Source organism: Salinimicrobium marinum, from assembly GCF_014651535.1.
Lineage (GTDB): Bacteria > Bacteroidota > Bacteroidia > Flavobacteriales > Flavobacteriaceae > Salinimicrobium > Salinimicrobium marinum.
This window is the reverse complement of the sequence record NZ_BMXB01000006.1, coordinates 12,965-38,893: the sequence shown is the minus strand read 5'-3', so window position 1 is coordinate 38,893 and position 25,929 is coordinate 12,965. Positions and strand designations below refer to the sequence as shown.

Genomic DNA, 25,929 nt, shown 5'->3' with positions numbered 1-25,929 from the left:
ACAAATTACCAACATTTCAATTATGCCAATTACAGCAAATAATCCAGATAGAAAGACCTGGCTGGAAGTCCCCCATGATTCAGACTTTCCTATTCAGAACATTCCGTTTGGCGTTTTTCTTACCAGAGACGATATCGTTACCATCGGAACAAGAATAGGAAATACTGCCATTGATCTGGGGGCATTACACCAGTTAGGTTATTTTGAAGGAATTCCACTAACCGACGACATTTTTCTTCAAGACACCCTGAACGATTTTATTTCTGACGGAAAAAAAACATGGCGCCTGGTAAGAAACAGGATTGCCGAAATTTTTGATGCTGAAAATTCTCAGCTTCGGGATAATGAAGATCATCGTACGGTAGTGCTTTTTGGACTTGACGAAATTGAAATGCAAATGCCGGTACAGGTAGGTGATTATACAGATTTTTACTCTAGCAAAGAACATGCTACCAATGTAGGAACCATGTTTCGGGATCCAGATAATGCGTTGTTACCCAACTGGCTTCACATTCCTGTAGGTTATCACGGAAGAAGCTCTTCCATAATTCCTAGTGAAATTCCTGTGCACCGCCCAAAAGGACAAACCCTGCCTCCGGGAGCAAAAGAACCGGTTTTCGGACCTTCCAAAAGGGTAGATTTTGAACTGGAAATGGCTTTTATTACTACAGATGCCAATCATTTGGGAGAACCAATCCCTATTGAAGAAGCAGAAGATTATATTTTTGGACTGGTACTGTTTAATGACTGGAGTGCACGTGATATTCAAACCTGGGAATATGTTCCTTTAGGACCATTCCTGGCAAAGAATTTCGCTTCTTCTATTTCCCCATGGATCGTTACATTAGATGCTCTGGATCCTTACAGGACCGAAAGTCCGAAACCGGAAATAGAACCTCTTCCCTACCTGCGTTCTAAAGGGAAGAAAAGTTTTGATATTAACCTTGAAGTTGCTATACAGCCCGAAAATTCAGAAGAAACCGTGATCTCAAAATCAAATTTCAAACACATGTACTGGAATATGAGTCAGCAGCTAGCTCACCATACCGTCAATGGATGCCCTGTTCTTTCAGGAGATATGATGGGATCTGGTACTATTTCGGGACCAACTCCCGATTCTTACGGAAGTATGCTGGAGCTTTCCTGGAAAGGCGAGAAACCTGTAAAATTAAATGATGGTAGTGAACGTAAGTTTATTGAAGATAATGATACTGTGATCATGCGCGGATATTGCCAGAAAGATACTGCGTACCGAATAGGATTTGGAGAGGTAAAAACAAAATTACTTCCCGTTTTCCAACCTAAGAAAAAATAAGAAATCAGAAAAATGCATAAAAAAGCCACTCGAAAGTGGCTTTTTTGTGCATCATATTTTTAGTAAAATCCTCACTTATTATTCTTCGGATTTTTTTCTTCCTTGAATTTCTCATAACGCTCCTGATCCTCTTCCCGCTGCTTCTTGCGGTTAGCGTCATTATCCATTTCACGGGTGTTGTCTTTTTGTTTATTCCCGTTTTCTCTTCTATCAGTTTCTTTATGATCCATAATTTTAAATTTGAATTAGCATTCCTTTCATCCTAAGATAAGTAATTGAAAAAAGGATAAATAACTGCTTATATAATTTTTAACAGGATTTTACAGTAAGTCTTAAAGCGCTCCGGGACTTTTCGCAACTAAAAATCAATGTATTAAGCTAGTTCCTTCACTTTTTGTGCTTCGATGGAATGATGCGAGGAATGGTGCACTACTTTTCGCTCTTTTAAGACTAGCAACTGCGGACTTTCGTGTCGCACATTGAATCTTTCTGCAATTTCATTAGAAACCCCTCTGTATTCCCGAAGATCAAGAAAATAGAGTTTAAGGTTGTCCTCTTCCTTCCCGGTTCTGAACTCAGATTCAAAATTTCTCAACACCATCTTACTGATCCCGCAAGTGGTGGAATGTTTGAAAATGGCGATTGTTTTCTTTTCAGATTCCTTCTCTATCTCATTCAGTTGCTCAGATTCGGTTATTAGATGCCAGGGCACCTCCTTTATCTCCTCCTTTGCTACATCTCTTTCACTTTTAAATTTATCAAAAAATCCCATAGTTATTGTTTTTTATAAAAATACGATTTATAGCGCGGAAACTCCTGCTGTAAATATTAAAATTGTTTTAATCCCGATAAATTTATACAAAAATCAGTACCTTATAGATGTCAAAAAGTCAGAAGATTATCATTTCGAAAAGACATTTTGTCTGCTGATTTTCACTGGTATATGAATTGCTATTCATCAGAAAAACTACAACTATGAATTTAAACAATTTTACAATAAAATCGCAGGAGGCCATTCAGCAAGCACAGCAGTTAGCGCAGGAGCTTGGCCATCAGCAAATTGAAAATGAACACATTTTCAAAGCGATCACTACCGTTGATGAGAACGTTACACCATTTATACTGAAGAAGCTTAACATTAACGTGAACCTTTTCGGGCAGATCCTGGATAATACTTTACAAAGTTTTCCGAAGGTAAGCGGCGCGGACCTTATGCTCTCGAGGGAAGCTTCCAGAACATTGAATGAAGCTTCTACCATTGCAAAGAAGATGAGCGACGAATATGTTTCCGTAGAACACCTCATTCTGGCAATTTTTAAATCCTCAAGTAAGGTAGCCCAGATCCTTAAAGACCAGGGAGCCACAGAAAAAGGATTAAAAGCAGCCATTGATGAATTGAGAAAAGGCGATCGTGTGACTTCTCAAAGTGCCGAAGAGACCTACAATTCACTGAACAAGTATGCCAACAACCTCAACAAACTGGCTGAGGAAGGGAAACTGGATCCTGTAATTGGGCGGGATGAAGAAATAAGAAGGGTGCTTCAAATTCTTTCGAGGAGAACCAAAAACAACCCTATGTTGGTGGGAGAACCCGGAGTGGGAAAAACTGCCATTGCCGAAGGACTGGCCCACAGGATCATTGCTGGTGATATTCCTGAAAACCTTCAGGATAAACAGATCTTTTCCCTGGACATGGGAGCATTGATCGCAGGCGCAAAATTCAAAGGGGAATTTGAGGAAAGACTCAAAGCCGTGATCAAGGAAGTGACATCCAGTGAAGGAAACATCGTCCTTTTTATTGATGAGATCCACACGCTGGTTGGAGCCGGTGGTGGCCAGGGTGCTATGGATGCAGCAAACATTTTAAAACCTGCACTTGCCAGAGGAGAGCTACGTGCCATTGGTGCCACAACATTAGATGAGTATCAGAAATATTTCGAAAAGGACAAAGCTTTGGAAAGAAGGTTCCAGAAGGTGATGGTGGATGAGCCTGATACCGAAAGTGCCATTTCCATTCTTCGGGGGATCAAAGAGAAATATGAAACCCATCATAAGGTGAGGATCAAGGATGAAGCGATCATTGCAGCTGTGGAACTTTCTCAGCGTTACATCACAAACCGATTTTTACCGGATAAAGCTATTGATTTAATGGACGAAGCTGCTTCCAGACTACGAATGGAAATCAACTCAAAGCCTGAAGAACTGGATGTTCTGGACCGCAAGATCATGCAGCTGGAAATTGAAATAGAAGCAATTAAACGTGAAAAAGATGAAACAAAACTGAAATCTTTACGCGCCGACCTTGCCAACTATAAAGACGAGCGAAACGAACTTCACGCCCAGTGGAAAAATGAAAAAGATGTAGTAGACAATATCCAGACTACTAAATCTAACATTGAAGAATTCAGGCTGGAAGCAGAAAGAGCCGAACGTGAAGGAGATTATGGAAAAGTGGCCGAACTCCGTTATGGAAAAATAAAAGATGAGCAGGAAAAGCTAGCTGATCTTCAGAAACAACTGGAAGTGAATCAGCAGGGGAAAAGCCTCATCAAGGAGGAAGTTACCAATGAAGATATCGCGGAAGTAGTAGCAAAATGGACCGGAATTCCGGTGACAAAAATGCTGCAAAGCGAGCGAGAAAAACTGCTGAAACTCGAAGACGAACTCCACAAAAGAGTTGTGGGACAGGAAGAGGCAATCGTGGCGGTAAGTGATGCGGTGCGAAGAAGCCGCGCCGGACTTCAGGATCAGAAAAGACCGATTGGTTCTTTCCTTTTCCTCGGGACCACCGGAGTTGGTAAAACCGAGCTTGCTAAAGCCCTGGCAGAATACCTGTTTGATGACGAAAGCGCCATGACAAGGATTGATATGAGTGAATATCAGGAGCGACATTCGGTGAGCAGGCTTGTGGGAGCACCTCCGGGATATGTTGGTTATGATGAAGGCGGTCAATTAACAGAAGCGGTAAGAAGAAAACCATATTCGGTAGTTCTTTTAGACGAGATCGAAAAAGCCCATCCGGATACTTTTAACATCCTGTTACAGGTACTGGACGAAGGCAGGCTGACAGATAGTAAAGGTAGACTTGCAGATTTTAGGAATACAATTATAGTGATGACTTCCAACCTGGGATCACATCTTATTCAGGAGAAATTTGAAACTGTAAAAGATATGGATACCGCCATGGATAGTGCCAAAGAGGAAGTGCTGGCGCTGCTAAAACAAAGCGTACGGCCAGAGTTTATTAACAGAATTGATGACATCGTGATGTTTACTCCGCTCACCCACAAGGATATTTCAAGAATTGTGGGGCTTCAGCTGAAAGGGATCACCAGGATGCTCGCGCAACAGGGAATCACGCTGGATGCAACAGAAGAAGCGATTGCACACCTTGCCGAGAGAGGATTTGATCCGCAGTTTGGGGCAAGACCTGTAAAAAGGGTAATTCAACGGGAAGTTTTAAATAAGCTTTCCAAAGAGATCCTCGCCGGAAAAATAGAAACCGACAGTATCATCCTGCTGGATTCCTTTGACGGAGAACTGGTTTTCAGAAATCAGGAGGAGATTGTGCAGTAATTCAGCAGGAAGTGGTTTATTCAGTAGTTTTGAATCTATTTTAGCTATTGTAAAAATAGAACGGCCGGAAAAAATTTCCGGCCGTTTTTATTGATCTGATATTAATTGGATCTTACCAATTATCGATTTCTCTTTTCAGTTCCTCTTTTCCGCGACCGGTTTTTTCCTGTAAACGGCCCAGAAGCTCATCAAATTTTCCTTCGGTGTAAGTGGTGTCATCGTCTGTAAGGTCACCATATTTTTGTTTAAAGCTACCTTTAATTTGCTTCCATTTTCCTTCTAACTGGTCATTATTCATAATTTTAAGTTTTAAAATTCGTTGATTAAAAGTACAGATCAGATTTCCCTTTTTCTGCCATTTTTCTCCCATATTAATCTTAATGAATTGTTATTTTTACCATATGAAAAAAATCCTCTTTTTAGCTGCCCTATGTATTTCGCTGGTTGGATGTAAATCCACAAGAACCGGTGCCACCCGAAACCTGGATGTAAGGTTTCTTGATGATTACGTAATCCCTCAGGATCTGGAAGTGCAGGGAACAAAAGTGGGCGGATTATCGGGTATTGATTATCACGAGGGCGCTTTTTATCTGGTATGTGATCATCCAGGAAATCCAAGGTTTTACAAAGCAGATATTCAGCTAAGTGGAGAAAGTATTGATACCGTGACATTTTCAGAAGTAATACGATTAAAAACTTCCCATCCAAAGCTAAAAAATGAGCACCTGGACCTGGAAGGTATCAGGTACATTCCGCAAGACAGTAGCTTCATCCTGAGCAGTGAAGGCTCTATTAACAACCTTCAGGATCCCGCAGTTTTCACTGTTACTTCTGAAGGTGAATTTCTCGATAAGTTTATACTTCCCGAGTATTTCAAAGCTATTAGTGATAGGGAACCCCGCAACAACGGAATGTTTGAAGGCTTAGCCGAAGCATTCGATAAAAAAGGATATTGGGCCGCCATGGAACTTCCGCTTAAGGCCGATGGTCCCAAACCCAAATTGATTCGGACGAAATCCCCGGTGAGAATTACATATTTCGACAAGGAAACACAGCAGGCCACCATGCAATTTCCCTATCGCTTGGAACCCATCGCGAAGATTCCGTGGTTGTATTTCGCGGTAAACGGAGTGACCGATATTCTGGAATATGCGCCCAATAAATTCCTTGTTCTGGAACGAGGATTTGCAGCAGGTCATGGCAGTAAAGGAAATACGGTGAGAATTTTTGATGTGGATGCTACTCTTGCAACAAACACGCTGGACAAAACCAACCTGCGGGTGAATTTCTACAATCCTGCAAAGAAAGAACTGATCTATGACTTTAAATGGGCTAAAAATTTCCTCACTGAAGAAATCATAGATAATATTGAAGGCATGACCTTTGGCCCTACGCTGCCGAATGGAAATAAAAGTTTAATTTTAATTTCAGATAATAATTTCAACAGCCTTGGGAGACAACTTAATCAAGTCATCCTGATGGAAATTAACCTAAAAAATTAAAGTTATGCGTTTTGCCCTCCTGTTTTTAATCTTTTTTAGCCTGGCTTCCTGTGAACAAAATACATCAGATGAAATGACCACCTATTATTTTATAAGACATGCGGAAAAAGACCTTTCAGATCCCGACAATCATGATCCCGATCTTATTGAAGAAGGTAGGATAAGGGCCGAAAAATGGAAAGAAGTCTTTAAAGAAGTTCCGTTGGACATGGTGTACAGTTCCAAATACAAGCGTGCGCATCAAACTGCCAAACCTGTGGCCGATGATCACGACCTTCCTGTTTCCCTTTACAACACCGAAAAACTGCACGATAAAGATTTTCAGCAGGAAACCAAAGGGAAAACCGTTTTGGTTGTTGGGCATAGCAATTTGAATCCGGAATTTGTCAATTACATCATTGAAGAAGAAAAATACGAGGACATCCCTGAGTCTGAAAGCGGAAGCCTTTTCATTGTTACCGTAACGCCTTCGGGTGAGAAGCAGAGTCACGTGCTTTATATAAATTAAAGCTGTATTTACTTTGCGTCCACCTATCCCTAAGTTCGGAGTTTTGGGTTAAATATGGAAAATTAAATTTGCAGGATTCTGACTAAATTCAGAATGACCAATCCTTTAACCTGCTAAAAAGTTTTTAAACTTCAGGAACATGATCAAATGGACTAAAGTAATCCTGGCCACCGCTGTTTCATTCCTGGTTTGTTATTATTGGGGAAAATTTTCAGGCTTTACCGGTTTCTCTTTTGCCTGGATCCTTAATTTCGTTCTAATGGCCTGGTACACATTCATGGATTCCCTGGTCAACTGGAAATATGAATCCTCCTACTTCGATTCACAAGCGTTTGAAAAAGGAGGTACTGTATATAAATTCTTCGGAGTTCATTTTTTCCGCAAACTCCTGGTCTGGACAGGCTGGGAGAAGATAAGCCGGAAAGATATGAAAATCTCCAGCAAAAGAAATTCCCTGGAATTAGCTGAAAATAAATCCCGAAGTTCTGAAGCCGGTCATACCATCATATTTTTGATAGTTGGCTTCGTCACCATTCTCGTGGCTGAAAATCTGCAAGAAGCACTATGGTTAATCATCCTGAATCTACTGCTGAATGTGTACCCTATCATGGTACAGCGGTACAACAGGCCGAGGTACAGAAGGATTCTTCAGAAGATGAATTAGATGAAAAAATTATTCTTGAATTTCCACTTTTTCAATCTGCGTTTCGATCAAGGACAGCAACGGAAGTTTTCCAGCTTCAAAAAGCTCATCCAGGTCTTTTAGATCGATATTTTCCCAATTATCCTGTAATTTATAATTTTCGTAATCCACAAAACGTAAGCCTTCGATTTTTCGCGGATTGATAGCTTTTCTAAATCTAATGCCGCCTTCATTTACATAAAAACGGTAGGCGAGATAATCCACTGTATAATCTTCCTGATGGATCCAGTACATGTACTCATCCTCATGGTCTGTCCCGCCACCTTCCTGCGCAAAAGTAACTTTGATCTCAAAGTAAGGCTCTCCGGAAATGGTATCCTCCCCCACCAGCTCTTCCTGAACTGCAGGAGCGTTGAGGCCATATGGCAACTGCACAAAATAATGAACTGAGTTAACACTGTTAGAAAAAGCTGATTTTAAAGTATCGTGCAAGGTCTCTTCCTGCTCTTCCCGAAATCGCCGGAAACCTTCATTGGTAAGTACATCTCTGGCCTCCCCCAAGGTATCTGTAATGGTACGGGTATATTCAAATAGTCCGCCGTCCCTCCTGCTGCTAAACGTGTTTTTCCGGAATTTAAAGTGAATTTCTGCTTTCTCATATTTCTCGCCTCCGGCCTTTTCAATGGCTTTGGAAATAATATTTTCAGCCGGGGTTTTCTCTTTTTCATTGTTACAGGAAGAGAAGATGATCAAAAGAACGAAAGCGTAAAAAAATTTCATAGGGAGCAAATTTCCTGCAAAGATACAAATCAATTAAAACAGTACCAGTCTTCTACTCTTGCACGCCTTTATTTTTAAAGATTTATTCTTTTTTATCTGTTTAACGAATAATTTCATTTTCTTTCCAATATTTACTGTTTTAAATTCATAAAGCTTCCTATTTTTGTTGGACTATGAAAAACAGCATTAATATAAAGAACAAAAAGGCTAAGTTTGAATACGAGATCCTGGACAAGTATGTCGCCGGAATTAAGCTGGCGGGTACCGAGATCAAATCCATTCGCGAAGGGAAAGCTTCTATTGCCGAAAGTTTTTGTGAGTTTAACAATGGTGAGCTTTTTGTTATTAATATGACGGTGCAGGAATATTCTCATGCCACGCATTTTAACCACAACCCTAAAAGTGCACGTAAGCTTTTACTGCAGCGCCGGGAACTCCGTAAACTGGAGAAGGAAGTTAAAAATTCCGGATTAACCATTGTTCCGTTGCGGGTGTTCATCAATGACCGCGGACTAGCAAAAATGCAGATTGCCCTGGCAAAAGGGAAGAAACTGTACGACAAACGTGAGACCATCAAAGACAGGGAAAGCAAACGCCGCCTTGACAGGATTCAAAAAGATTACCGATAATTTAAAAACTACTTTTGAACAAGTTTTATCTCCTCCTGCTACTGTTCTGTTCTTTTTCAGGACTAGCACAAATCACCGGAAAAGTCACCAACAAAGATGCCGAACCTTTAGCGTATGTAAATATATACCTCGAAGGCAGTTTTTCGGGAACCACCACCAATGAAAATGGTGTTTATGAACTTGATATTTCCAAACCCGGAAATTATTCGGTGGTTTTTCAGTTTTTAGGTTATAAGACACAGAAAAAGGCAATTTCCATTTCTTCTTTGCCGCACACCCTGAATGCCGAATTAACTGAAGAATCTACCACGTTGGATGAAGTGGTGGTGAATTCCGGGGATAATCCAGCGAACAGGATCATGAGAAATGCCATCGAAAAACGCGATTTTCATAAGGCTAAAATTCAGGAATATACTGCCGATTTCTATTCCCGAGGACTTTGGCGGATAAAAAATGCCCCTGAAAAAATTCTGGGTCAGGAGATTGGAGATCTTGGCGGCGGACTCGATTCCACCCGCAGCGGAATAGTTTATCTGAGCGAGACAATTTCAGAAATCACCTATAAAGCTCCCGATAATTTCAAGGAAAAGATCATTGCCTCAAAAGTGAGTGGAGATGATAATGGTTTTAGTCTTAACAGTGCCCAGGAAGCGACTATTTCCTTTTACAACAATACCATCAGCCTCAACACTCAACTGATCTCTCCTCTTGCCGATTACGCTTTCAACTACTATAATTTCAAGCTGGAAGGTATATTTTACAATGACCGCGGAAACCTTATTAACAAGATAAAGGTGACTCCCAAACGACCTAAAGACAAAGCATTTAACGGATTTGTATACATCACCGAAGATACCTGGCAGCTTTACGGGATCGAACTAAAAACTACCGGAGAAGCCATTCAGGTGCCGCCTATTGAAGAACTGGTGTTTCGCCAGAACTTCAATTTTTCAGAAGAAGAGCAGCTTTGGGTGCCAATTTCCCAGACCATCGATTTTGCTTTCAACATGTTTGGGATCAAGGGTGATGGCAGGTTCACCGCTGCTTACACCAATTACGACTTTTCTCCACAGCTAAACAGAAAATCCTTTACCAATGAAATCGTTTCTTTTGCTCCTGAAGCCAACAAGAAAGATTCAACTTTCTGGAGAAATTTTCGACCTGTTCCGCTCACACAGGAAGAACAGAATGATTATATAAGGAAAGATAGTCTTCAGGAATTGAGAAATTCTAAACCTTATCTCGATTCCCTGGACAACGTCTACAATAAATTTAGCCTGGGCAACTTGATCACCGGTTATACCTACAGCAATTCTTATGAAAAATGGTCGCTGAACATTGGTTCTCCTGTTTTCAATACCAACATCAATACAGTGCAGGGTTATAATACGTCCCTTAAAGCTTCTTTCCGCCAAAACACCGACGAAAACTACGGAACTTACTGGAGGATCTTCAGTAAAATGAATTATGGACTTGCAGAAGAGAAATTCAGATTCTCCGGAGGTTTTCAGCAGAAATTCAACAATACTTCCAACCCAGTTTTAACGGTTTCAGGGGGAAGTACGGTGGAACAGATTAATAGTCGGCAGCCAATTACTGCTACTTTAAACAATATTACCACTGCTTTTTTCGAGCGCAATTACCTGAAGCTTTACGAACTGGATTTCGCAAAAGTCGCTTATCAACAGGAAATTTTTAATGGATTTTCAGCAAAATCCTCTATAAGTTATGAGAATAGAAGTCCGTTATTTAATCACCGCGACAAAGCATTTCTCATCAATTGGGATGACCGGGAATTCACTTCCAACAATCCGTTGCAACCAGAAAATGAGAATTCAGCTCCGTTTTCTGAACACGAGATCTTTAAATTCTCTCTTGCGGCCAGCATAAAATTCGGACAAAAATATATTAGTTATCCCGACGGAAAATACAATGTCCCCAACGAGAAATATCCCAGCCTTACCATAGTCTATGACAAAGGTTTTGGCTCAGACATCTCTGCATATAATTATGACCACTTAAGAGCTGGCCTGCAACAGGAAATTACCGTTGGAAATAAAGGAGAACTTGGTTACAGCCTTACCGGAGGCACCTTTTTTAATGATGAAGAGGTTTCTTATGTAGATTACCGGCATTTTAACGGAAACCAAACAAGAATAGGCACTTCTTCCAATTACCTCGGAAAGTTTAATTTACTGCCTTATTACGCGCTAAGCACCAGTAATAATTATGCCGAAGCTCACGTGGAACATGATTTCCAGGGCTGGATCCTAGGAAAAATCCCCTTGATAAACCGACTAAATTATAACCTGGTGATTGGAGCACACGCCCTTACTACTGAAGGAAGACAGCCTTATAATGAATATTCTGTAGGACTTGATAATCTTGGCTTCGGAAAATTCCGTTTTTTACGATTGGATTATGTGGTTTCGGAATATGAAGGAAATCGGGAAGGAGCTTTTATTTTTGGGCTGAAGTTTTTGAATATTCTTTAATTAAATAAAATTTTTATATCAGACCAGCGTCTGTTTTTAAAAGCGCTTCGATTTTTCCTCCCCACGGTCGGGCTCAGGGTGACATTGGACTGAATACTGGAATACTAAAAACCTGAATGCTGAATTCAGTTTCTGTCTTCCAACAAAGGCACAAACCTAAAATCATCGTATTCGCTTTTTTGGAATTCGTTGGCAGATTTGCGTTCAAACAAGGTCATTACCTGCACGTCTTTACCTACGGGAATCACCATTCTTCCACCTACTTTCAACTGACTCAGCAATGGATTCGGAACATAAGGCGCTCCAGCGGTGACGATGATCCTGTCGAAGGGTGCATAGTCGGGAAGACCTTTATAACCGTCTCCGAATCCCAGGTACCTTGGCCGGTAACCGATTTTAGAAAGAAACATCTTCGTTTTCCGGAAAAGTTCCTGCTGCCGCTCGATGCTGTAAACTTTAGCGCCCATTTCACACAGTACGGCAGTCTGGTATCCGCTCCCCGTCCCTATTTCCAGTACAGTTTCCCCTTTGGAAACCTGCAAAAGTTCCGTTTGGTACGCCACAGTATAGGGCTGCGAAATGGTTTGATCTGCAGCAATAGGAAAGGCTTTATCCTGGTAAGCATGATCTTCAAAACTGCTGTCCATAAAAAGATGTCTGGGGATCTTTTTGATCGCCGCCAAAACGCGATCATCCTTTATACCTTTTCCGGCAACAATATTTGCCAGCTGCTGTCTTTTTCCCTGATGTTTTAACGTATCACTTCGCACCTTCACTGTTTTTGAAAGGACCAAAATTAAGCAAACCTTAACAATTGATGAAGAAAAAAAGCCACAGTAAAAAAGCTTTTATCATAAAACTCTCATTGGCTTTAAGCTAAGAAATCTTATTTTTGTTGAAAACGTAAATTATGCTAAAGGCAGGCGTATTGGGCGCGGGACATTTGGGGAAAATCCATCTTCGCCTACTACAGGAATCGACAGAATATGATCTTATTGGATTTCATGATATCAATGAAGACTACGGCAAAGAGATCGAAAAAGAATTCGGATATACTTACTTCAAAAACATAGATGAACTTATAAAGGCTGTAGATGTTGTAGATGTGGTCACTCCCACCATGTCTCATTTTGAAGCAGGAAAAAAAGCAATCACCGCCGGGAAGCACCTTTTTATTGAAAAACCTATCACCAACACAGTGGAGGAAGCAGATCAACTTGTGGCGCTCGCAAAAGAATATGGAGTTAAAGGTCAGGTAGGACATGTGGAACGGTTCAATCCTGCTTTTAGCGCAGTTAGCTCTAAAATTGAAAACCCCATGTTCATTGAAGCCCACAGGCTGGCAGAATTTAATCCCCGGGGAACAGACGTTCCCGTGGTGCTGGATTTGATGATCCACGATATTGATGCTATTCTGAGTGTGGTAAAATCCAAGGTAAAAAAGATTAGTGCCAGCGGAGTTTCAGTAATAAGTGAAACCCCCGATATTGCGAATGCCCGTATTGAGTTTGAAAACGGGTGTGTCGCTAACCTTACAGCCAGCAGGATTTCCCTGAAGAATATGCGGAAATCAAGATTTTTTCAGCGGGATGCGTATATCTCGGTAGATTACCTGGAGAAAAAATGTGAGGTGGTAAAAATGAAAGATGCTCCCAAAGAGGCGGGAGATTTTGACATGATCCTGCAAAACGCAGAGGGCATCAAAAAACAGATCTATTTTGACAATCCTACTGTGAGTCCCAATAATGCCATTCTTGACGAATTGAACTCTTTTGCAGATGCAATAAGGAACAATACCACACCGGTGGTTAGCCTGGAACAGGGAACAGAAGCTTTAAAGGTTGCCAAACAAGTTATAAACGCATTTAATGAGTAAATCAACTATGAAAAATATTGCAGTCATTGGAGCAGGAACTATGGGTAACGGAATCGCCCACACTTTTGCTCAATTTGGATACAAAACACATTTAATTGACATTTCAGAAAAATCTTTAGAAAAAGGAATGCAAACCATTTCCAAAAATCTGGATAGAATGGTGGCTAAAGAAAAAATTTCTGAAGAAGATAAAAACAACACCCTCAACAATATTACCACGTTTACCAGCATTCCTGAAGGAGCCAAAAATGTGGATCTTGTGGTGGAAGCAGCCACTGAAAATGTGGATCTTAAACTGTCCATTTTCAAGGAGCTGGATGACATTTGTTCTGAAGATACCGTGCTAGCTTCCAACACCTCTTCTATTTCTATTACTAAAATAGCTTCTGTGGTTTCGAATCCGCAGCGGGTGATTGGGATGCATTTTATGAATCCGGTGCCGGTAATGAAGCTCGTGGAAATCATTCGCGGTTATAATACCAGTGATGAGATTACAAAATCTATTATGAGTCTTTCAGAAAAACTGAATAAAGTTCCTGTAGAAGTAAATGACTATCCCGGCTTTGTAGCCAACCGTATCCTGATGCCAATGATCAATGAATCGATTGAAACTCTTTATAACGGAGTTGCAGGAGTTCAGGAGATCGACACCGTAATGAAACTCGGAATGGCACATCCTATGGGTCCCCTTCAGCTGGCAGATTTCATCGGACTGGATGTATGCCTGTCCATCCTGGAAGTGATGTACAACGGATTCAAAAATCCGAAATACGCCCCTTCTCCACTATTGGTAAACATGGTGCAGGCAGGAAAATTCGGTGTGAAATCGGGTGAAGGTTTTTATGATTATTCCGAAAGCAGAAAAGCTGAAAAGGTTTCGAAGCAGTTTATTTAGATTTGAAATCTTAGATGTGAGATTAGAGATTTTTGGTTTGTGAGGAACCAGAAGAAAGAGAAGAGAGATAAGAAAACCTTTTCTGGAATTTGGGATTTGCGATTTTTAATACTGGATTTTTTCTTTGCGAAATTAGCGAAAATCACTGCGCCTTTGCGTGGATGGCATAGACTAATAGCAAGACATTTCATAAAAAAAAAGGAATTCCTGAACTTATAAAAGTATTGGGGTTGAGAATTGGATCTTACTACTTTTTTCTGATCCCTTCAAATTTCACAAAACAGGAAAAGCGGATTTAATTGCAGCCTGGCCTTTTGGAATTTACAACCTGCAACCTTTTTTCAAGAAAACCAGAAATATTGAATTTTAACTACAAATATTGGCAAAAATAATTCCGTTTAAAGCAGTCAGGCCTTCCAGGGACAAAGTGGGGCTGGTGTCATCCCGTCCCTATCAGGAGTATTCGGTGGAAGAACTAAAGTTTCAGCTGGATCACAATCCGTATTCATTTTTGCATATTATCAATCCGGGATACAAATTTCATGAAGATATTACGGGCGAAAAGAAATTTAGATTGGTAAAAAACCGCTATTCCGAATTTAAGGAAGAAGGCATTTTTATTCAGGATGAACTTCCGTGTTACTACATCTATGAAACCCAGTCCCGTCACCAGAAATACTGCGGAATTATAGCGGCTGCCAGTGTGGAAGATTACGAAAATGACATTATAAAAAAGCACGAAGACACGATTTCCCACCGGGAAAGGCTTTTTAAAGATTACCTCAAGATTGTTGGTTTTAATACCGAACCCGTTCTTTTGACGTATCCCGACAGCGAGCTGGTGAACCAGATCATTTCTGAAACAATGCAGCAGCGTCCGGAATATGAATTTACTTCGCTCAATAAAGAAACCAATCGTTTATGGGTGGTAAATGATCCCAAAACCGCAGCCCAGATAAAATCGGAGTTTGAAAAAATGAAAGCGGTTTATATTGCAGACGGGCATCATCGCAGCGCTTCCTCCTCCCTGCTTGCCAAAGAATCTAAAGAAAATAATCCCAACCATACCGGAGAAGAGCCTTACAATTATTTTTTAAGCTATCTAATTGCAGAAAGCAGCCTTAAACTTTACGAATTCAACCGACTGGTGCGGGATCTCAACGGACTTTCAAAAAAGGAATTTTTAATGTTACTGGATGAATGGTTCAGGATTGAGAACCGTGGGGAAGATTTGTACAAACCTTCCAAAAAACATCATTTTTCCATGTATCTTGACGGAGAATTTTATTCGTTGTATCTTAGAAAAACCAATTACGAGTTTACTAATTCCCTCAGCGAATTGGATCCTTATATCCTCTACATTAAAATATTGCAGCCTTTGCTCGGCATTTCAGATTTGAAAAATGACCGCAGGATAGCCTATCTTCCAGGTAAAAATGAGCCTTTTGAGGTAAAAAAAGCTGTGGATGAAGGTGATTTCATAGTTGGTTTCGGGATGCTTCCGCCAACCATCGAAGAAGTCAAACAGATCTCTGACGAAGGTTCGATCATGCCCCCTAAAAGCACTTATATTGAACCAAAATTAAGAAGCGGATTAACTGTATATGAATTTTAATAATTTCAGGAAAAAGAAATTTTTCAGAAGAAATTCAAAAGAAGATAAAAATGAGTATTTCAGAAAACATAAAGAAAATCAAAGCTGAAATTCCTTCAGAAGTATCCCTGGTTGCTATTTCAAAAACCAAACCCAATGAAGACCTGATGGAGGCATACGATGCCGGCCAGCGCATTTTTGGGGAGAATAAGATCCAGGAAATGACCCAAAAATGGGAAGACCTCCCAAAGGATATTGAATGGCACATGGTGGGTCACGTTCAGCGGAACAAGGTGAAATATATGGCAGAATTTGTGGAGCTAATTCATGCAGTAGACAGTCTGAAACTTCTGAAAGAAATAAACAAACAGGCAGAAAAACATAACCGACTCATTAAATGCCTATTACAGATAAAAATAGCAGAAGAAGATAGCAAATATGGCCTGGATGTTGCAGCTGCTAAAGAAATCCTTCAATCTGAAGAATTACGCAAACTTCCTCATGTAAAGATCACCGGATTGATGGGGATGGCTACTTTAACAGAAAACGAAGACAAGATAAAATCTGAATTTTCGTTTTTAAGGACTACATTTGAGGCTTTTAAGCAAGAACAGGAAGATTTCACTACCCTTTCTATGGGCATGAGCGGGGACTATAAAATAGCCCTGGAATGTGGAAGCACGATGATACGGGTAGGGAGTTCCATTTTTGGAGAAAGGAATTATAATTAATATCGAACCACACTTTTGTACGCAATTTTAGACATAGAAACTACCGGCGGGAAGTATAATGAAGAGGGGATCACAGAAATTGCCATTTATAAATTTGACGGCCATAAGGTCGTAGACCAGTATATAAGCCTTATCAATCCCGAAATACCCATTCAGCCATTCGTGGTTGGACTTACGGGGATCAATAATGAAATGCTCCGTAATGCTCCCAAATTTTTTGAGGTGGCCAGGAGAATTGTGGAAATTACCCGAGACTGCATTCTGGTGGCCCATAACGCCAAATTCGATTACCGGATCTTAAGGACAGAGTACATGCGCCTTGGCTTCGATTACGAGCGACAAAGCCTTTGTACGGTGGAATTATCTAAAAAACTGATTCCCGGGCAAAAATCCTATAGCCTTGGAAAACTGGTTCGAGCGCTGGGAATTCCGCTGAGTGACCGTCACCGGGCGAATGGGGATGCACAGGCAACCGTGAAGCTTTTTAAAATGCTACTGGCTAAGGATACCGAAAAAGAGATCCTTCGCAGCATGGTAAGGAGCACTCCCAAAAATACAATGGATACGAAACTGGTGCATTTGCTGGAGGACCTTCCGTCGATTACAGGAGTATATTATCTCCATAACTCTGAAGGGGATATCATTTACATTGGAAAAAGCAGGAACATCAAAAAACGGGTTAATCAGCATTTTACAAGTGACAACCGCAAATCTCTGGAAATTCAGAAAGAGGTGGTTTCCATCACTTATGAAGCTACTGGAAATGAACTTAATGCTCTTTTAAAGGAAAACGAAGAGATTAAACGGAACAAACCTAAATTCAATAAATCCCTTACCAAAACGATATTTAGTTACGCGCTTTACAAAACTGTTGATACCAATGGTTACATTCATTTGAAAATAGGAAAAGCAGACGGACGTAAAAAAAACATTACCACTTTTACCAATCTTCAGCAGGCAAAAGCTGTTTTGACCGAAATTGTAAGCAATTATAATTTGTGCCAGCGATACACCGGATTATATTCGGGTAACGGAGCCTGTTTTAATTACAGTATACAGGAATGTAAGGGAGCCTGTGCAGAAAAAGAAACTCCCGAAGATTATAACCAAAGAGTGGAAGAAGTTATAGCGAGATACAGCTATGAAAACAAAAACATGCTCGTAATTGACCGGGGACGGGATATCGATGAAAAAAGCGCATTGCTTGTAGAAGAAGGAGAGTTCAAAGGTATTGGTTATTTCAACCTTAATTATCAGCTTAATAATATTGACATCATCAAGTCCATCATCACCCCAATGAAAAGTGACAGGGATGCGCAACACATTATTCAAAGTTACCTGAGAAAAAACAACAAATTAAAGATCATAGAACTCTCTGCAAATGAATAAATTTTTACCTCTCCTACTGCTTTTCTTCTCATTTACACTTCTGCAGGCACAGGAAGAAAACTTCAGAATACAGGATGCCATCGTAACTGCCGGAGACTTAAACTCCAACAGCTACTCCAAAGATTCTACTGCAAATGCCTTTTACATCTATGAAGAAGGTTTTACCAGGTTTCGTGAAGGAAATACTCTAAAACTTATTACAGATTACACTGCAAAGGTGAAGATCCTTAATACAGAAGGCTACGAACATGCCGATATTAAAATCAGGCTTTCAAAGAACAGCCAGACAAAGGAAAAATTAAATAAACTCCAGGCCGCCACCTATTATATGGAGAACGGGAGCATAAAGCAGGAAATCCTCGAAGCCTCTAAGATCTATACGGAAGAAAATCCCGATTATGATCTCGTAAAATTCACCTTCCCCGCACTACGTCCGGGAGCTGTGATCGTCTACTCCTACGAACTGGAATCTCCTTTTTTCTATAAGTTCCAAACCTGGTGGTTTCAGGAAGATATTCCTAAGATCTACAGCAAATTCGTGAGTGAGATTCCGGGGAATTTTAACTACAACATTAAAAAAGTAGGTACACAGCAATTCACCAAACACGATGCAGAACTTGTAAAGAACTGTTTCTTTAAAGACGCTACAAATCCCGGATCCTGCGTGAATACGGTATATTTAATGGAACATATTCCTGCCTTTGTGGAAGAAAATTACCTTACCTCCCGGTACAACTTCATTACCCGTATTGAATATGAGCTTATGGAAGTCACTGCACTTGACGGCCGGGTGACAAAATACACCAAGACCTGGAAAGATGTCGATAAAGAAATACGTACAGATGGAGATCTTGGCCGGCAACTTAAAAAAACTTCTGCAGTAAAAAATGTCCTTCCGGAGGATATCCAGAATATGCCCAACAATCTGGAAAAAGCCCAAAAAATCTACGCTTTCGTCAAAGACAACTACAAGTGGAACGGCGACTATAAGATCTTTGGTGACATGAGCATAAAAGATGTTTTGAAAGAGCAATCTGGAAATGTGTCAGGTATTAATGGACTGTTGCATAATATTTACCAGGAGCAGGGATACAAGGTATGGCCGGTATTAAATTCTACCCGTGCCAATGGATTGCCTACCAAACTTTATCCGGTTTTAAGCGAATTCAATTACCTCACTGTACAGCTGGAAGTAGAAGGTGAAAAGTACTTCCTGGATGCAACCGAAAAATATCTTGATTTTGGAAACCTGCCTTACCGCTGCCTCAACTCTTATGCCCGACTTCTGGATTTCAAAGACGAAAGTTCCTGGGTAGATATTGAACCAGATAATTTTTCAGTGATTGCAGTGAGGGATTCCATCATTGTCAACAGCGATGGTACCTCCACAGGAATATCACAGCATTCTTTTTCGGGATATCACGCTATCATAGCCCGGGAAAAGCTGGATGACCTTTCCAATGCAGAAATTTTCAACACCCTTACCACTCCTAATCCCCATACAAGGAGCAAAAATGTAAAATACCTGCTTAAAAATTACACTGCAGAAGCTTTGGACCTTAATTTTGACCTGAACAATGAATCACAGAAGATCAATGATCTTATTTACGTAAACCCTTTCAGTTTTGCCTTTTTTGGAGAGAATCCTTTCCAGCTGAAGGAACGCCACTACCCTATTGATTTTGGCTATAAGGATGCCTATTCCTACAGTATTCATTTGGAGATCCCTGAAGGACACGAAGTGATCGAGCTACCGGAACAGAAGCTGTTAAGGTTGCCGGAAAACGGAGGTACACTTAATTTTGTAGTACAACAGCTAGATGAAAACATTGTGAATATCCATTGCCGCGTTACTTTTCCAAAGGCTGTGTATGCTGCGGGCTACTACCCTTATTTAAAAGAATTTTTTAATGAGATGATTGATATTCAGAAGCAATCTCTTATTGTAATCAGGCAAAAAAGCTAAATTGCAGGAACAATAAAATTTATCTTAAGTTTGAAGACAACAGGATCAACATCTGGCTGGAGAAATAAACTGCACGAGATCATTTACGAAGCAGATACTCCTGCAGGTAAATTCTTTGATGTTGCTCTGCTATTTGTGATCGTCCTGAGTATCATCCTCGTGATGCTGGAAAGCATTCCGCATGTGAATGAAAGATACTACTGGCAGTTTTATACGGCAGAATGGATCATCACGATCATCTTCAGCATAGAATATTTTTTAAGGATCATTGCCATAAATAAGCCTTTCAGGTACATTTTTAGTTTCTACGGGATAGTAGATCTACTTTCCACGATTCCTACTTACCTAGCCTTTTTGGGAGGTGGCCATAACCTGTTATTTGCTGTACGTTCTTTGCGATTGCTGAGGGTTTTCAGGATCCTGAAGATCACCCGCTATATTGGGGAATCCAACAAACTTCTAAGAGCTTTACGGGACAGCAAGGCCAAGATCCTGGTGTTTCTTTTTGCGGTTTTTGTACTTTGTATTATTATGGGCACTGTAATGTATCTTGTGGAAGGGCCCGAAAATGGATATACAAGCATTCCCATTGGGATCTATTGGTGTATTGTAACCCTTACAACAGTGGGTTTTGGGGACATTCATCCAGTAACCCCGCTGGGACAGTTCATTGCTTCTATCATCATGATCACGGGTTATGGCATCATTGCAGTACCTACCGGAATTGTAAGTGCAGAATATTCAAGAAGCATGGGCGGCAGTAAACCTATTCCCACCAATACCCAGGTGTGCCGTTACTGCAACGAAACAAAACATCTGGATAAGGCCGAATTTTGCCATAACTGCGGAAATAAACTGAATGAGTAAGTACCTGATAAGCGTTGTTGGGCCTACTGCAATTGGTAAAACCTCACTGGCTGTTGCCATTGCACAGCATTTTAATACAGAAATAATTTCTGCCGATTCCAGGCAGTTTTTTAAAGAAATGTCAATTGGAACTGCTGTTCCTTCGGAAGCTGAACTGGCTGCGGCACCCCATCATTTCATTCAGCACAGGTCTATAGAGGAAAATTATTCTGTGGGGGATTTTGAAAGAGAGGCTTTACATAAACTGAAGCATTTATTTCAAGTCCATGATCCTGTAGTGATGGTGGGCGGCAGCGGACTTTACGTAAAAGCGGTTACTGAAGGTTTGGATGATTTTCCGGAAGTTGATCGCGAAATAAGAAAACAGCTGAACACAGACCTGGAGACCTCGGGAATAAATCCGCTTCAGGAGAAGCTGAAAAAGCTGGATCCGGAGTATTTTTCAGAAGTAGATAAGGAGAATCCGCACAGGCTCATCAGGGCGCTGGAAATTTGCATTGGTACAGGAAAACCTTACTCCGCCTTCAAAAACCGGAAAAAAGAACCACGTGGCTTCAAAACCATTTCTATTGGACTAACGGCCCAAAGGGAAGTTATCTATGACAGGATCAACCGAAGAGTGGACCTTATGATGCAAGAAGGTTTACTGGAAGAGGCAGAAAAGCTACTTCCCAAAAAACACCTGAATGCACTAAATACCGTGGGCTATAAAGAACTTTTTCAATTTTTGGAAGGAAAATGGAGCCTGGAAGAAGCCATATTCGAAATCCAGAAAAATACCCGCCGCTTTGCCAAACGCCAGCTTACCTGGTTTAGAAAAGATCCCGAAATCCACTGGTTTGACCATACTACCCCTTCTTCAGAAATCATTGCATTCCTGCAGGAAAAAATTTCTGCTTAATCGGGATTGATAATTGCCCTTCTTATATACTGCTCTTCTTCATCTGAATAATAAATGATGGTGTACACGCCCGATTCGTAGCTTCGAAGATCCAGTGCGGTATCAATTTGTGAATTGTTCAAAGGAGCAAAAAAATCCTTATCAAAAATGAACCTGCCACGCATATCAAAAACCTCAGCCCTTAGAAGGTTTATACCTTCAGATGTTTTCACGTTAACAATGCCTTTTCCGGGGTTTGGATAAATGATCACATACTCCCCGTCTTCAGAAGGATTGGGATCTACCGGAATAGAGGCACAGTATTCTTCAGGATCTGTAATGGTTACAAGAATAGTACAGCTTTCATTGTACCCGCCTGTATTGTTTGCTGTAAGAGTTATCTCTGTCACCCCAATGTCTTCACAGGTAAAAAAGGACCGGCTTAATTCCAGATTTTCCGGAACCTCCCCATTAGAGGTAAGGATATCTTCGGGCTGTAAATAAGCTTCGCCATCATTATTAAGTGGCAATGTAACAGAACCGACACAAGATAAGCCGGGCGCCGGGAAATCATTTGAAGTGACATTTATTGTAGTGAGACAGGTCGCTTCATTACCCGAACTATCGCTTACAGTGACCGTCACTTCCTGCTCCCCTATGTCGGCAGGTCCGAAATTCGTCCTGCTTAGGGAAATTTCATCTACCCTACAATTATCGGTGGCGACTATACCGAGATCTTCGGCAGTAAGAGTGGCATTGCCATCCTCATCCAGCTCAAGATCGAAACCGGAAACACAATTTACCTGCGGGGGTAAATCATCAACAATAGTTACCTCTACAAAACAGGTACCGTTAAAATCCCCGGAATAATCTACTCTTAAGGTATGCGTGCCTATATCTGCACAAGTAAAATATTCTTTCTCTACATTAAACGTCACGTCATATTCTTCCCGCCAGGATAGAGATAGGTTTACCTCTCCATTTTCATCTAAAGCAAAGGTTTCGGGGGCCGGACAATTAATATCGGCCAATACGTTTATGGTTACCAATGCATTATTGGAAACATCCTGTCCGTCAAAAACTTTATAGAGAAAAGTATCCTGTCCTACATAATCCTCGTTGGGAGTATAGGTAAATGATCCATCTGATGCTAATGTAAGGGTACCATAGGAAACATCAGAAATTAGTCGGACTTCCAGTTCATCATCGTCAATATCACTGTCATTTAACAGCAACCCCTCCTCCTCCGGTACGTTAAGCGGAACATTTACCTGGGTGAAATAGGAATCCTGTCGTGCCTGGGGCGGAGTGTTTTCACCAGGACCAACATAGGGTCTTACCGTGATTGTAGTTGTACAATCATCTGAATTTCCAAAAGCATCTCTAACTGTAAGGGTGACATCCTGTTCTCCAATATCTGCAGTTGTAAATTGGGTTTTGCTTAAAGACATACTTTCGATTTCGCAATTATCTGTGGAGTTATTGTCTACTTCAGCTATAGTAATAGAGGCATTCCCGTTTTCATCAAGTTCAACCGAAAAAGGAGCCAGACATTTAGCCTGAGGCGATTCCTGGTCATCAACCGTTACCGTAAAACTACATTCAATCGTTTCACCATTGGAACCGGCAGCTTCAAAAGTTACTGTTGTGGACCCTAAAGGAAATACTTCACCTGATTCCGGACCTTCGGTTTGAGAAACCTGCAGATTTCCGCTTTCATCTGAAGCTGTTGGAGTGGCAAAAATAACTTCTGCACCACAAACTCCGGCGTCATTGTTCATCCTGAAGTTCGAAGGACAATCTTCAAAAGAAGCAGTTTCTTCCTCTGTTACAGTAATTTCAAAACTACAATCAAAGCTGTTACCAGATGGGTCTGTGGCTGTAAACGTGATGGTATGTGTACCAACAGGAAACTGACTTCCTGAAGTAGATCCACCGGTTTGGGCAACACTGGCTGAACAATTATCCGTAGCGGTCGCATCCGGAAAAGTTACCGTGGCATAATTCTCTCCAGGATCTGTGGTGGTCGTAATATTTGATGGACAAATTATTTCAGGATCTTCATTGTCATCAACGGTTACCGTAAAACTACATTCAATCGTTTCACCATTGGAACCAACAGCTTCAAAAGTTACTGTGGTGGCTCCTACGGGAAACACTTCACCTGATTCCGGACCTTGAGTTTGAGTAACCTGCAGATTTCCGCTTCCATCTGAAGCTGTCGGTGTGGCAAAAACAACTTCTGAACCACAAACTCCGGCGTCATTGTTCATCCTGATGTTCGAAGGACAATCTTCAAAAGAAGCAGTTTCTTCCTCTGTTACAGTAATTTCAAAACTACAATCAAAGCTGTTACCAGATGGGTCTGTGGCTGTAAACGTGATGGTATGTGTACCAACAGGAAACTGACTTCCTGAAGTAGATCCACCGGTTTGAGCAACACTGGCTGAACAATTATCTGTAGCGGTCGCATTTGGAAAAGTTACAGTGGCATAATTCTCTCCAGGATCTGTGGTGGTCGTAATATTGGATGGACAAATTATTTCAGGATCTTCATTGTCATCAACGGTTACCGTAAAACTGCATTCATCAAAATTTCCTGCCCCGTCCGTTGCTCTATATGTTACTGTCGTTTCCCCTATCGGAAAAACTTCTCCAGAAGCAAAACCTTCAGTAAGTACAGGTGTTATTTCTTCACCGGAATTGTCTGAAACAGTCGGAAGTGCATAAGTCACAATCGTGTTACAGCTTTCCGGATTTACATTTTGGTTAATATTAGATGGACAAAAGATTTGAGGATCTTCTGTATCGGTTTCCTCCTCTTCTTCAACAATAATAGTAATTGTAACTTCACAGGTGCTTTTATACCCAAATTCGTCTGTGACTGTTAAGGTCACGTTATTATCTCCTTCATCTTCCGCAGTGAATTCTGTAATATCTATATCAAGTTCTATCTCCTCCCCACATAGATCATACGAACCATCATCAATATCCTCTGCTGTTATTGCTACCGCTCCTTCACTAGCTTTTAAGGTAATCTCATAATCTCCTACACAAATTGCTACTGGAGGGGTAACATCTGCGGAAGGCGTTCTTTCATAGATTTCGAGGTTGAAGGTTATCCTTTCAGGTAAATAACCAACAAATGGGTATCTTTCACCAATTACATCTGCATCGTTGATATACATTTTATTACAATAATTCAGTGCTATATCAACAGGAAATTCGATTCTTTCCTCATAAGAATATTTATAATTACCTTGAGGGTCAAAAACTTTTAATTTAAAAGTTTTTGACCCTGCCTCAATGCCATTATCAATATCTTCTGCTAAATCTTGAATTTCACTAATTCCTAATGATTCGAAATTTATAAATTCCCCGAAATTTACTCTGCCCGAATATTCAATTACATGAATATAATCAAAGGCATCTATTACGATACTGCCAGGGGATTCTATATCTTCTAATTCATCAATTAATTGTAAATTTTGACTAAAAACTTTTAGGGCAGGTGAAATATTCTGTCCATCCCCTGCTTGACTTACATATATTTTCTTTTGGGAATTAACTGCAATCCGGAAAGGTCCATCCACTTTGTCGGTATGGGCATTGCGATTGCCACTAAATTTATTATAAATGCTTAGTCTACTTAATTGATCTCTTTCAGGACCTTGACTTCCATCATTATATTCTGCGACATAAACATTCTCTTGATCAACATCTAAACCAATAGGACGATAAAACCCAGTTAAAATTGTCCTTTCAGAAACAGGATTCCCTTGTGGATCAAAAATTTTAATCTTTCCATTATCAGCAGAAGTATTCCCGCTTGCGAGATAGTCGGCGATGTAAAAATAACCTTCATCGTCAATTGCCATGTCTAGTGGACTACTTAATCCAGTGATAAATCCTGCTTCAACCACAGTTCCATCAGGGTTCCTTTTTGTTACTCCCTCTCCAAATGTAAGTGTATAAACAAAATTATCAGGATCTGTGGCAACAGCTATTGTAATAACATCAGTATTTAATCCTGAGAGTAAACTAACATTTGGTAAAGCTTGATCATCAATCCATTCATACTCGGGAATCTCATCCTCCCGATTCTGCCCGGCAACCTTCTGAATAGAGAAAAAGAAGAAAAGAACAAGAAATAAAACCGCCGAAAAGGCATTTTTGCCCACACGACTAGAGTGCCGACATGAACGGGCACATAAGAAAGATCCTGGTAGGGCGTGGGGTCCTCTCATTAAACGTAGGTTATCTTACAAAGATAGAGATAGTAA

Annotated in this window: 21 protein-coding genes; 15 read left to right on the top strand and 6 right to left on the bottom strand. The window is 40.6% G+C overall.

All coding sequences use genetic code 11. From position 1 onward, the window contains the following. Window positions 1-22 precede the first annotated feature (22 nt). Window positions 23-1,315, top strand: a complete 1,293-nt coding sequence (gene fahA / locus IE056_RS09300; protein WP_189604440.1) for a fumarylacetoacetase — start codon at window positions 23-25, stop codon at window positions 1,313-1,315. A gap of 71 nt (window positions 1,316-1,386) precedes the next feature. Here the strand turns inward: fahA and IE056_RS09295 are convergent, their stop codons facing one another. Both IE056_RS09295 and ytxJ read right to left on the bottom strand, forming a co-directional pair. Then, entirely contained in the window at window positions 1,387-1,545 is a 159-nt protein-coding gene (locus IE056_RS09295; protein ID WP_189604439.1) for a hypothetical protein, read from the bottom strand. A gap of 143 nt (window positions 1,546-1,688) precedes the next feature. After that, a complete protein-coding gene (ytxJ, locus tag IE056_RS09290; RefSeq protein ID WP_189604438.1) occupies window positions 1,689-2,087 on the bottom strand; it encodes a bacillithiol system redox-active protein YtxJ in 399 nt (132 codons plus the stop codon). A gap of 203 nt (window positions 2,088-2,290) precedes the next feature. Here ytxJ and clpB point away from each other — a divergent pair, with 203 nt between their 5' ends. Beyond that, window positions 2,291-4,891 carry an ATP-dependent chaperone ClpB gene (gene clpB / locus IE056_RS09285; protein ID WP_189604437.1) on the top strand — a complete coding sequence of 867 codons (2,601 nt, stop codon included), beginning with the start codon at window positions 2,291-2,293 and terminating at the stop codon, window positions 4,889-4,891. Between the two features lie 112 nt (window positions 4,892-5,003). Here the strand turns inward: clpB and IE056_RS09280 are convergent, their stop codons facing one another. Then, entirely contained in the window at window positions 5,004-5,189 is a 186-nt protein-coding gene (locus IE056_RS09280; RefSeq protein ID WP_189604436.1) for a CsbD family protein, read from the bottom strand. A 103-nt stretch (window positions 5,190-5,292) separates the two neighbouring features. Between IE056_RS09280 and IE056_RS09275 the strand changes: the two genes are divergently transcribed. From IE056_RS09275 to IE056_RS09265, 3 genes are all read left to right on the top strand, one after another. Then, window positions 5,293-6,393, top strand: a complete 1,101-nt coding sequence (locus IE056_RS09275; RefSeq protein WP_189604435.1) for an esterase-like activity of phytase family protein — start codon at window positions 5,293-5,295, stop codon at window positions 6,391-6,393. Between the two features lie 4 nt (window positions 6,394-6,397). Continuing rightward, window positions 6,398-6,901 (top strand): SixA phosphatase family protein, encoded by a 504-nt coding sequence (locus tag IE056_RS09270; protein ID WP_189604434.1) that lies wholly within the window; start codon window positions 6,398-6,400, stop codon window positions 6,899-6,901. A gap of 139 nt (window positions 6,902-7,040) precedes the next feature. Next, window positions 7,041-7,565, top strand: a complete 525-nt coding sequence (locus IE056_RS09265; protein WP_189604433.1) for a glycosyl-4,4'-diaponeurosporenoate acyltransferase CrtO family protein — start codon at window positions 7,041-7,043, stop codon at window positions 7,563-7,565. A gap of 9 nt (window positions 7,566-7,574) precedes the next feature. Here IE056_RS09265 and IE056_RS09260 read toward each other — a convergent pair whose 3' ends face one another. After that, entirely contained in the window at window positions 7,575-8,324 is a 750-nt protein-coding gene (locus tag IE056_RS09260; protein ID WP_189604432.1) for a DUF6503 family protein, read from the bottom strand. Window positions 8,325-8,497: 173 nt separating this feature from the next. Here IE056_RS09260 and smpB point away from each other — a divergent pair, with 173 nt between their 5' ends. Further along, window positions 8,498-8,953 carry an SsrA-binding protein SmpB gene (gene smpB / locus IE056_RS09255; RefSeq protein WP_189604431.1) on the top strand — a complete coding sequence of 152 codons (456 nt, stop codon included), beginning with the start codon at window positions 8,498-8,500 and terminating at the stop codon, window positions 8,951-8,953. 14 nt (window positions 8,954-8,967) lie between these two features. Then, window positions 8,968-11,448 (top strand): DUF5686 and carboxypeptidase regulatory-like domain-containing protein, encoded by a 2,481-nt coding sequence (locus tag IE056_RS09250; RefSeq protein ID WP_189604430.1) that lies wholly within the window; start codon window positions 8,968-8,970, stop codon window positions 11,446-11,448. A gap of 125 nt (window positions 11,449-11,573) precedes the next feature. Here the strand turns inward: IE056_RS09250 and IE056_RS09245 are convergent, their stop codons facing one another. Beyond that, window positions 11,574-12,224 carry a protein-L-isoaspartate(D-aspartate) O-methyltransferase gene (locus tag IE056_RS09245; RefSeq protein ID WP_373297305.1) on the bottom strand — a complete coding sequence of 217 codons (651 nt, stop codon included), beginning with the start codon at window positions 12,222-12,224 and terminating at the stop codon, window positions 11,574-11,576. Window positions 12,225-12,358: 134 nt separating this feature from the next. On the opposite strand from IE056_RS09245, the gene IE056_RS09240 reads away from it, so the two are divergent. The 8 genes from IE056_RS09240 to miaA all read left to right on the top strand — a co-directional run bounded on the left by IE056_RS09240 (window position 12,359) and on the right by miaA (window position 21,667). Continuing rightward, window positions 12,359-13,324: a Gfo/Idh/MocA family protein gene (locus IE056_RS09240; RefSeq protein ID WP_189604428.1), complete on the top strand. Its 966-nt coding sequence runs from the start codon at window positions 12,359-12,361 to the stop codon at window positions 13,322-13,324. A 7-nt stretch (window positions 13,325-13,331) separates the two neighbouring features. Beyond that, entirely contained in the window at window positions 13,332-14,219 is an 888-nt protein-coding gene (locus IE056_RS09235) for a 3-hydroxyacyl-CoA dehydrogenase family protein (RefSeq protein WP_189604554.1), read from the top strand. A gap of 379 nt (window positions 14,220-14,598) precedes the next feature. Further along, window positions 14,599-15,834, top strand: coding sequence for a DUF1015 domain-containing protein (locus IE056_RS09230; protein ID WP_189604427.1), 1,236 nt, complete (start codon window positions 14,599-14,601; stop codon window positions 15,832-15,834). Window positions 15,835-15,884: 50 nt separating this feature from the next. Beyond that, the gene (locus IE056_RS09225) at window positions 15,885-16,544 is read left to right on the top strand and encodes a YggS family pyridoxal phosphate-dependent enzyme (protein ID WP_229793720.1); all 660 of its coding nucleotides are present in this window, start codon (window positions 15,885-15,887) and stop codon (window positions 16,542-16,544) included. A 15-nt stretch (window positions 16,545-16,559) separates the two neighbouring features. Further along, complete coding sequence (locus tag IE056_RS09220) at window positions 16,560-17,933, top strand: exonuclease domain-containing protein (protein ID WP_189604426.1); 1,374 nt, start codon at window positions 16,560-16,562, stop codon at window positions 17,931-17,933. Beyond that, a complete protein-coding gene (locus IE056_RS09215) occupies window positions 17,926-19,899 on the top strand; it encodes a DUF3858 domain-containing protein (RefSeq protein WP_189604425.1) in 1,974 nt (657 codons plus the stop codon). Before IE056_RS09220 ends, IE056_RS09215 begins: the two co-directional genes overlap by 8 nt. 30 nt (window positions 19,900-19,929) lie before the next feature. After that, on the top strand, window positions 19,930-20,766 hold the full coding sequence (locus IE056_RS09210) for an ion transporter (RefSeq protein WP_189604424.1): 837 nt from the start codon (window positions 19,930-19,932) through the stop codon (window positions 20,764-20,766). Further along, the gene (gene miaA, locus IE056_RS09205) at window positions 20,759-21,667 is read left to right on the top strand and encodes a tRNA (adenosine(37)-N6)-dimethylallyltransferase MiaA (RefSeq protein ID WP_189604423.1); all 909 of its coding nucleotides are present in this window, start codon (window positions 20,759-20,761) and stop codon (window positions 21,665-21,667) included. The genes IE056_RS09210 and miaA overlap by 8 nt, the downstream gene beginning before the upstream one ends. Here the strand turns inward: miaA and IE056_RS09200 are convergent. Continuing rightward, window positions 21,664-25,893, bottom strand: coding sequence for an HYR domain-containing protein (locus tag IE056_RS09200; RefSeq protein WP_189604422.1), 4,230 nt, complete (start codon window positions 25,891-25,893; stop codon window positions 21,664-21,666). The two genes, miaA and IE056_RS09200, sit on opposite strands and share 4 nt — an antisense overlap. Window positions 25,894-25,929 lie beyond the last annotated feature (36 nt).

Bases quoted from the DNA above. Each gene is read 5' to 3' on its own strand.
- ytxJ (WP_189604438.1), bottom strand. From the start codon at position 2,087: ATGGGATTTTTTGATAAATTTAAAAGTGAAAGAGATGTAGCAAAGGAG.
- clpB (WP_189604437.1), top strand. From the start codon at position 2,291: ATGAATTTAAACAATTTTACAATAAAATCGCAGGAGGCCATTCAGCAA.
- IE056_RS09225 (WP_229793720.1), top strand. From the start codon at position 15,885: ATGAGTATTTCAGAAAACATAAAGAAAATCAAAGCTGAAATTCCTTCA.
- smpB (WP_189604431.1), top strand. From the start codon at position 8,498: ATGAAAAACAGCATTAATATAAAGAACAAAAAGGCTAAGTTTGAATAC.
- IE056_RS09235 (WP_189604554.1), top strand. From the start codon at position 13,332: ATGAAAAATATTGCAGTCATTGGAGCAGGAACTATGGGTAACGGAATC.
- IE056_RS09295 (WP_189604439.1), bottom strand. From the start codon at position 1,545: ATGGATCATAAAGAAACTGATAGAAGAGAAAACGGGAATAAACAAAAA.
- miaA (WP_189604423.1), top strand. From the start codon at position 20,759: ATGAGTAAGTACCTGATAAGCGTTGTTGGGCCTACTGCAATTGGTAAA.
- IE056_RS09240 (WP_189604428.1), top strand. From the start codon at position 12,359: ATGCTAAAGGCAGGCGTATTGGGCGCGGGACATTTGGGGAAAATCCAT.
- IE056_RS09275 (WP_189604435.1), top strand. From the start codon at position 5,293: ATGAAAAAAATCCTCTTTTTAGCTGCCCTATGTATTTCGCTGGTTGGA.
- IE056_RS09265 (WP_189604433.1), top strand. From the start codon at position 7,041: ATGATCAAATGGACTAAAGTAATCCTGGCCACCGCTGTTTCATTCCTG.
- IE056_RS09260 (WP_189604432.1), bottom strand. From the start codon at position 8,324: ATGAAATTTTTTTACGCTTTCGTTCTTTTGATCATCTTCTCTTCCTGT.
- IE056_RS09280 (WP_189604436.1), bottom strand. From the start codon at position 5,189: ATGAATAATGACCAGTTAGAAGGAAAATGGAAGCAAATTAAAGGTAGC.
- IE056_RS09215 (WP_189604425.1), top strand. From the start codon at position 17,926: ATGAATAAATTTTTACCTCTCCTACTGCTTTTCTTCTCATTTACACTT.
- IE056_RS09270 (WP_189604434.1), top strand. From the start codon at position 6,398: ATGCGTTTTGCCCTCCTGTTTTTAATCTTTTTTAGCCTGGCTTCCTGT.
- IE056_RS09200 (WP_189604422.1), bottom strand. From the start codon at position 25,893: ATGAGAGGACCCCACGCCCTACCAGGATCTTTCTTATGTGCCCGTTCA.
- fahA (WP_189604440.1), top strand. From the start codon at position 23: ATGCCAATTACAGCAAATAATCCAGATAGAAAGACCTGGCTGGAAGTC.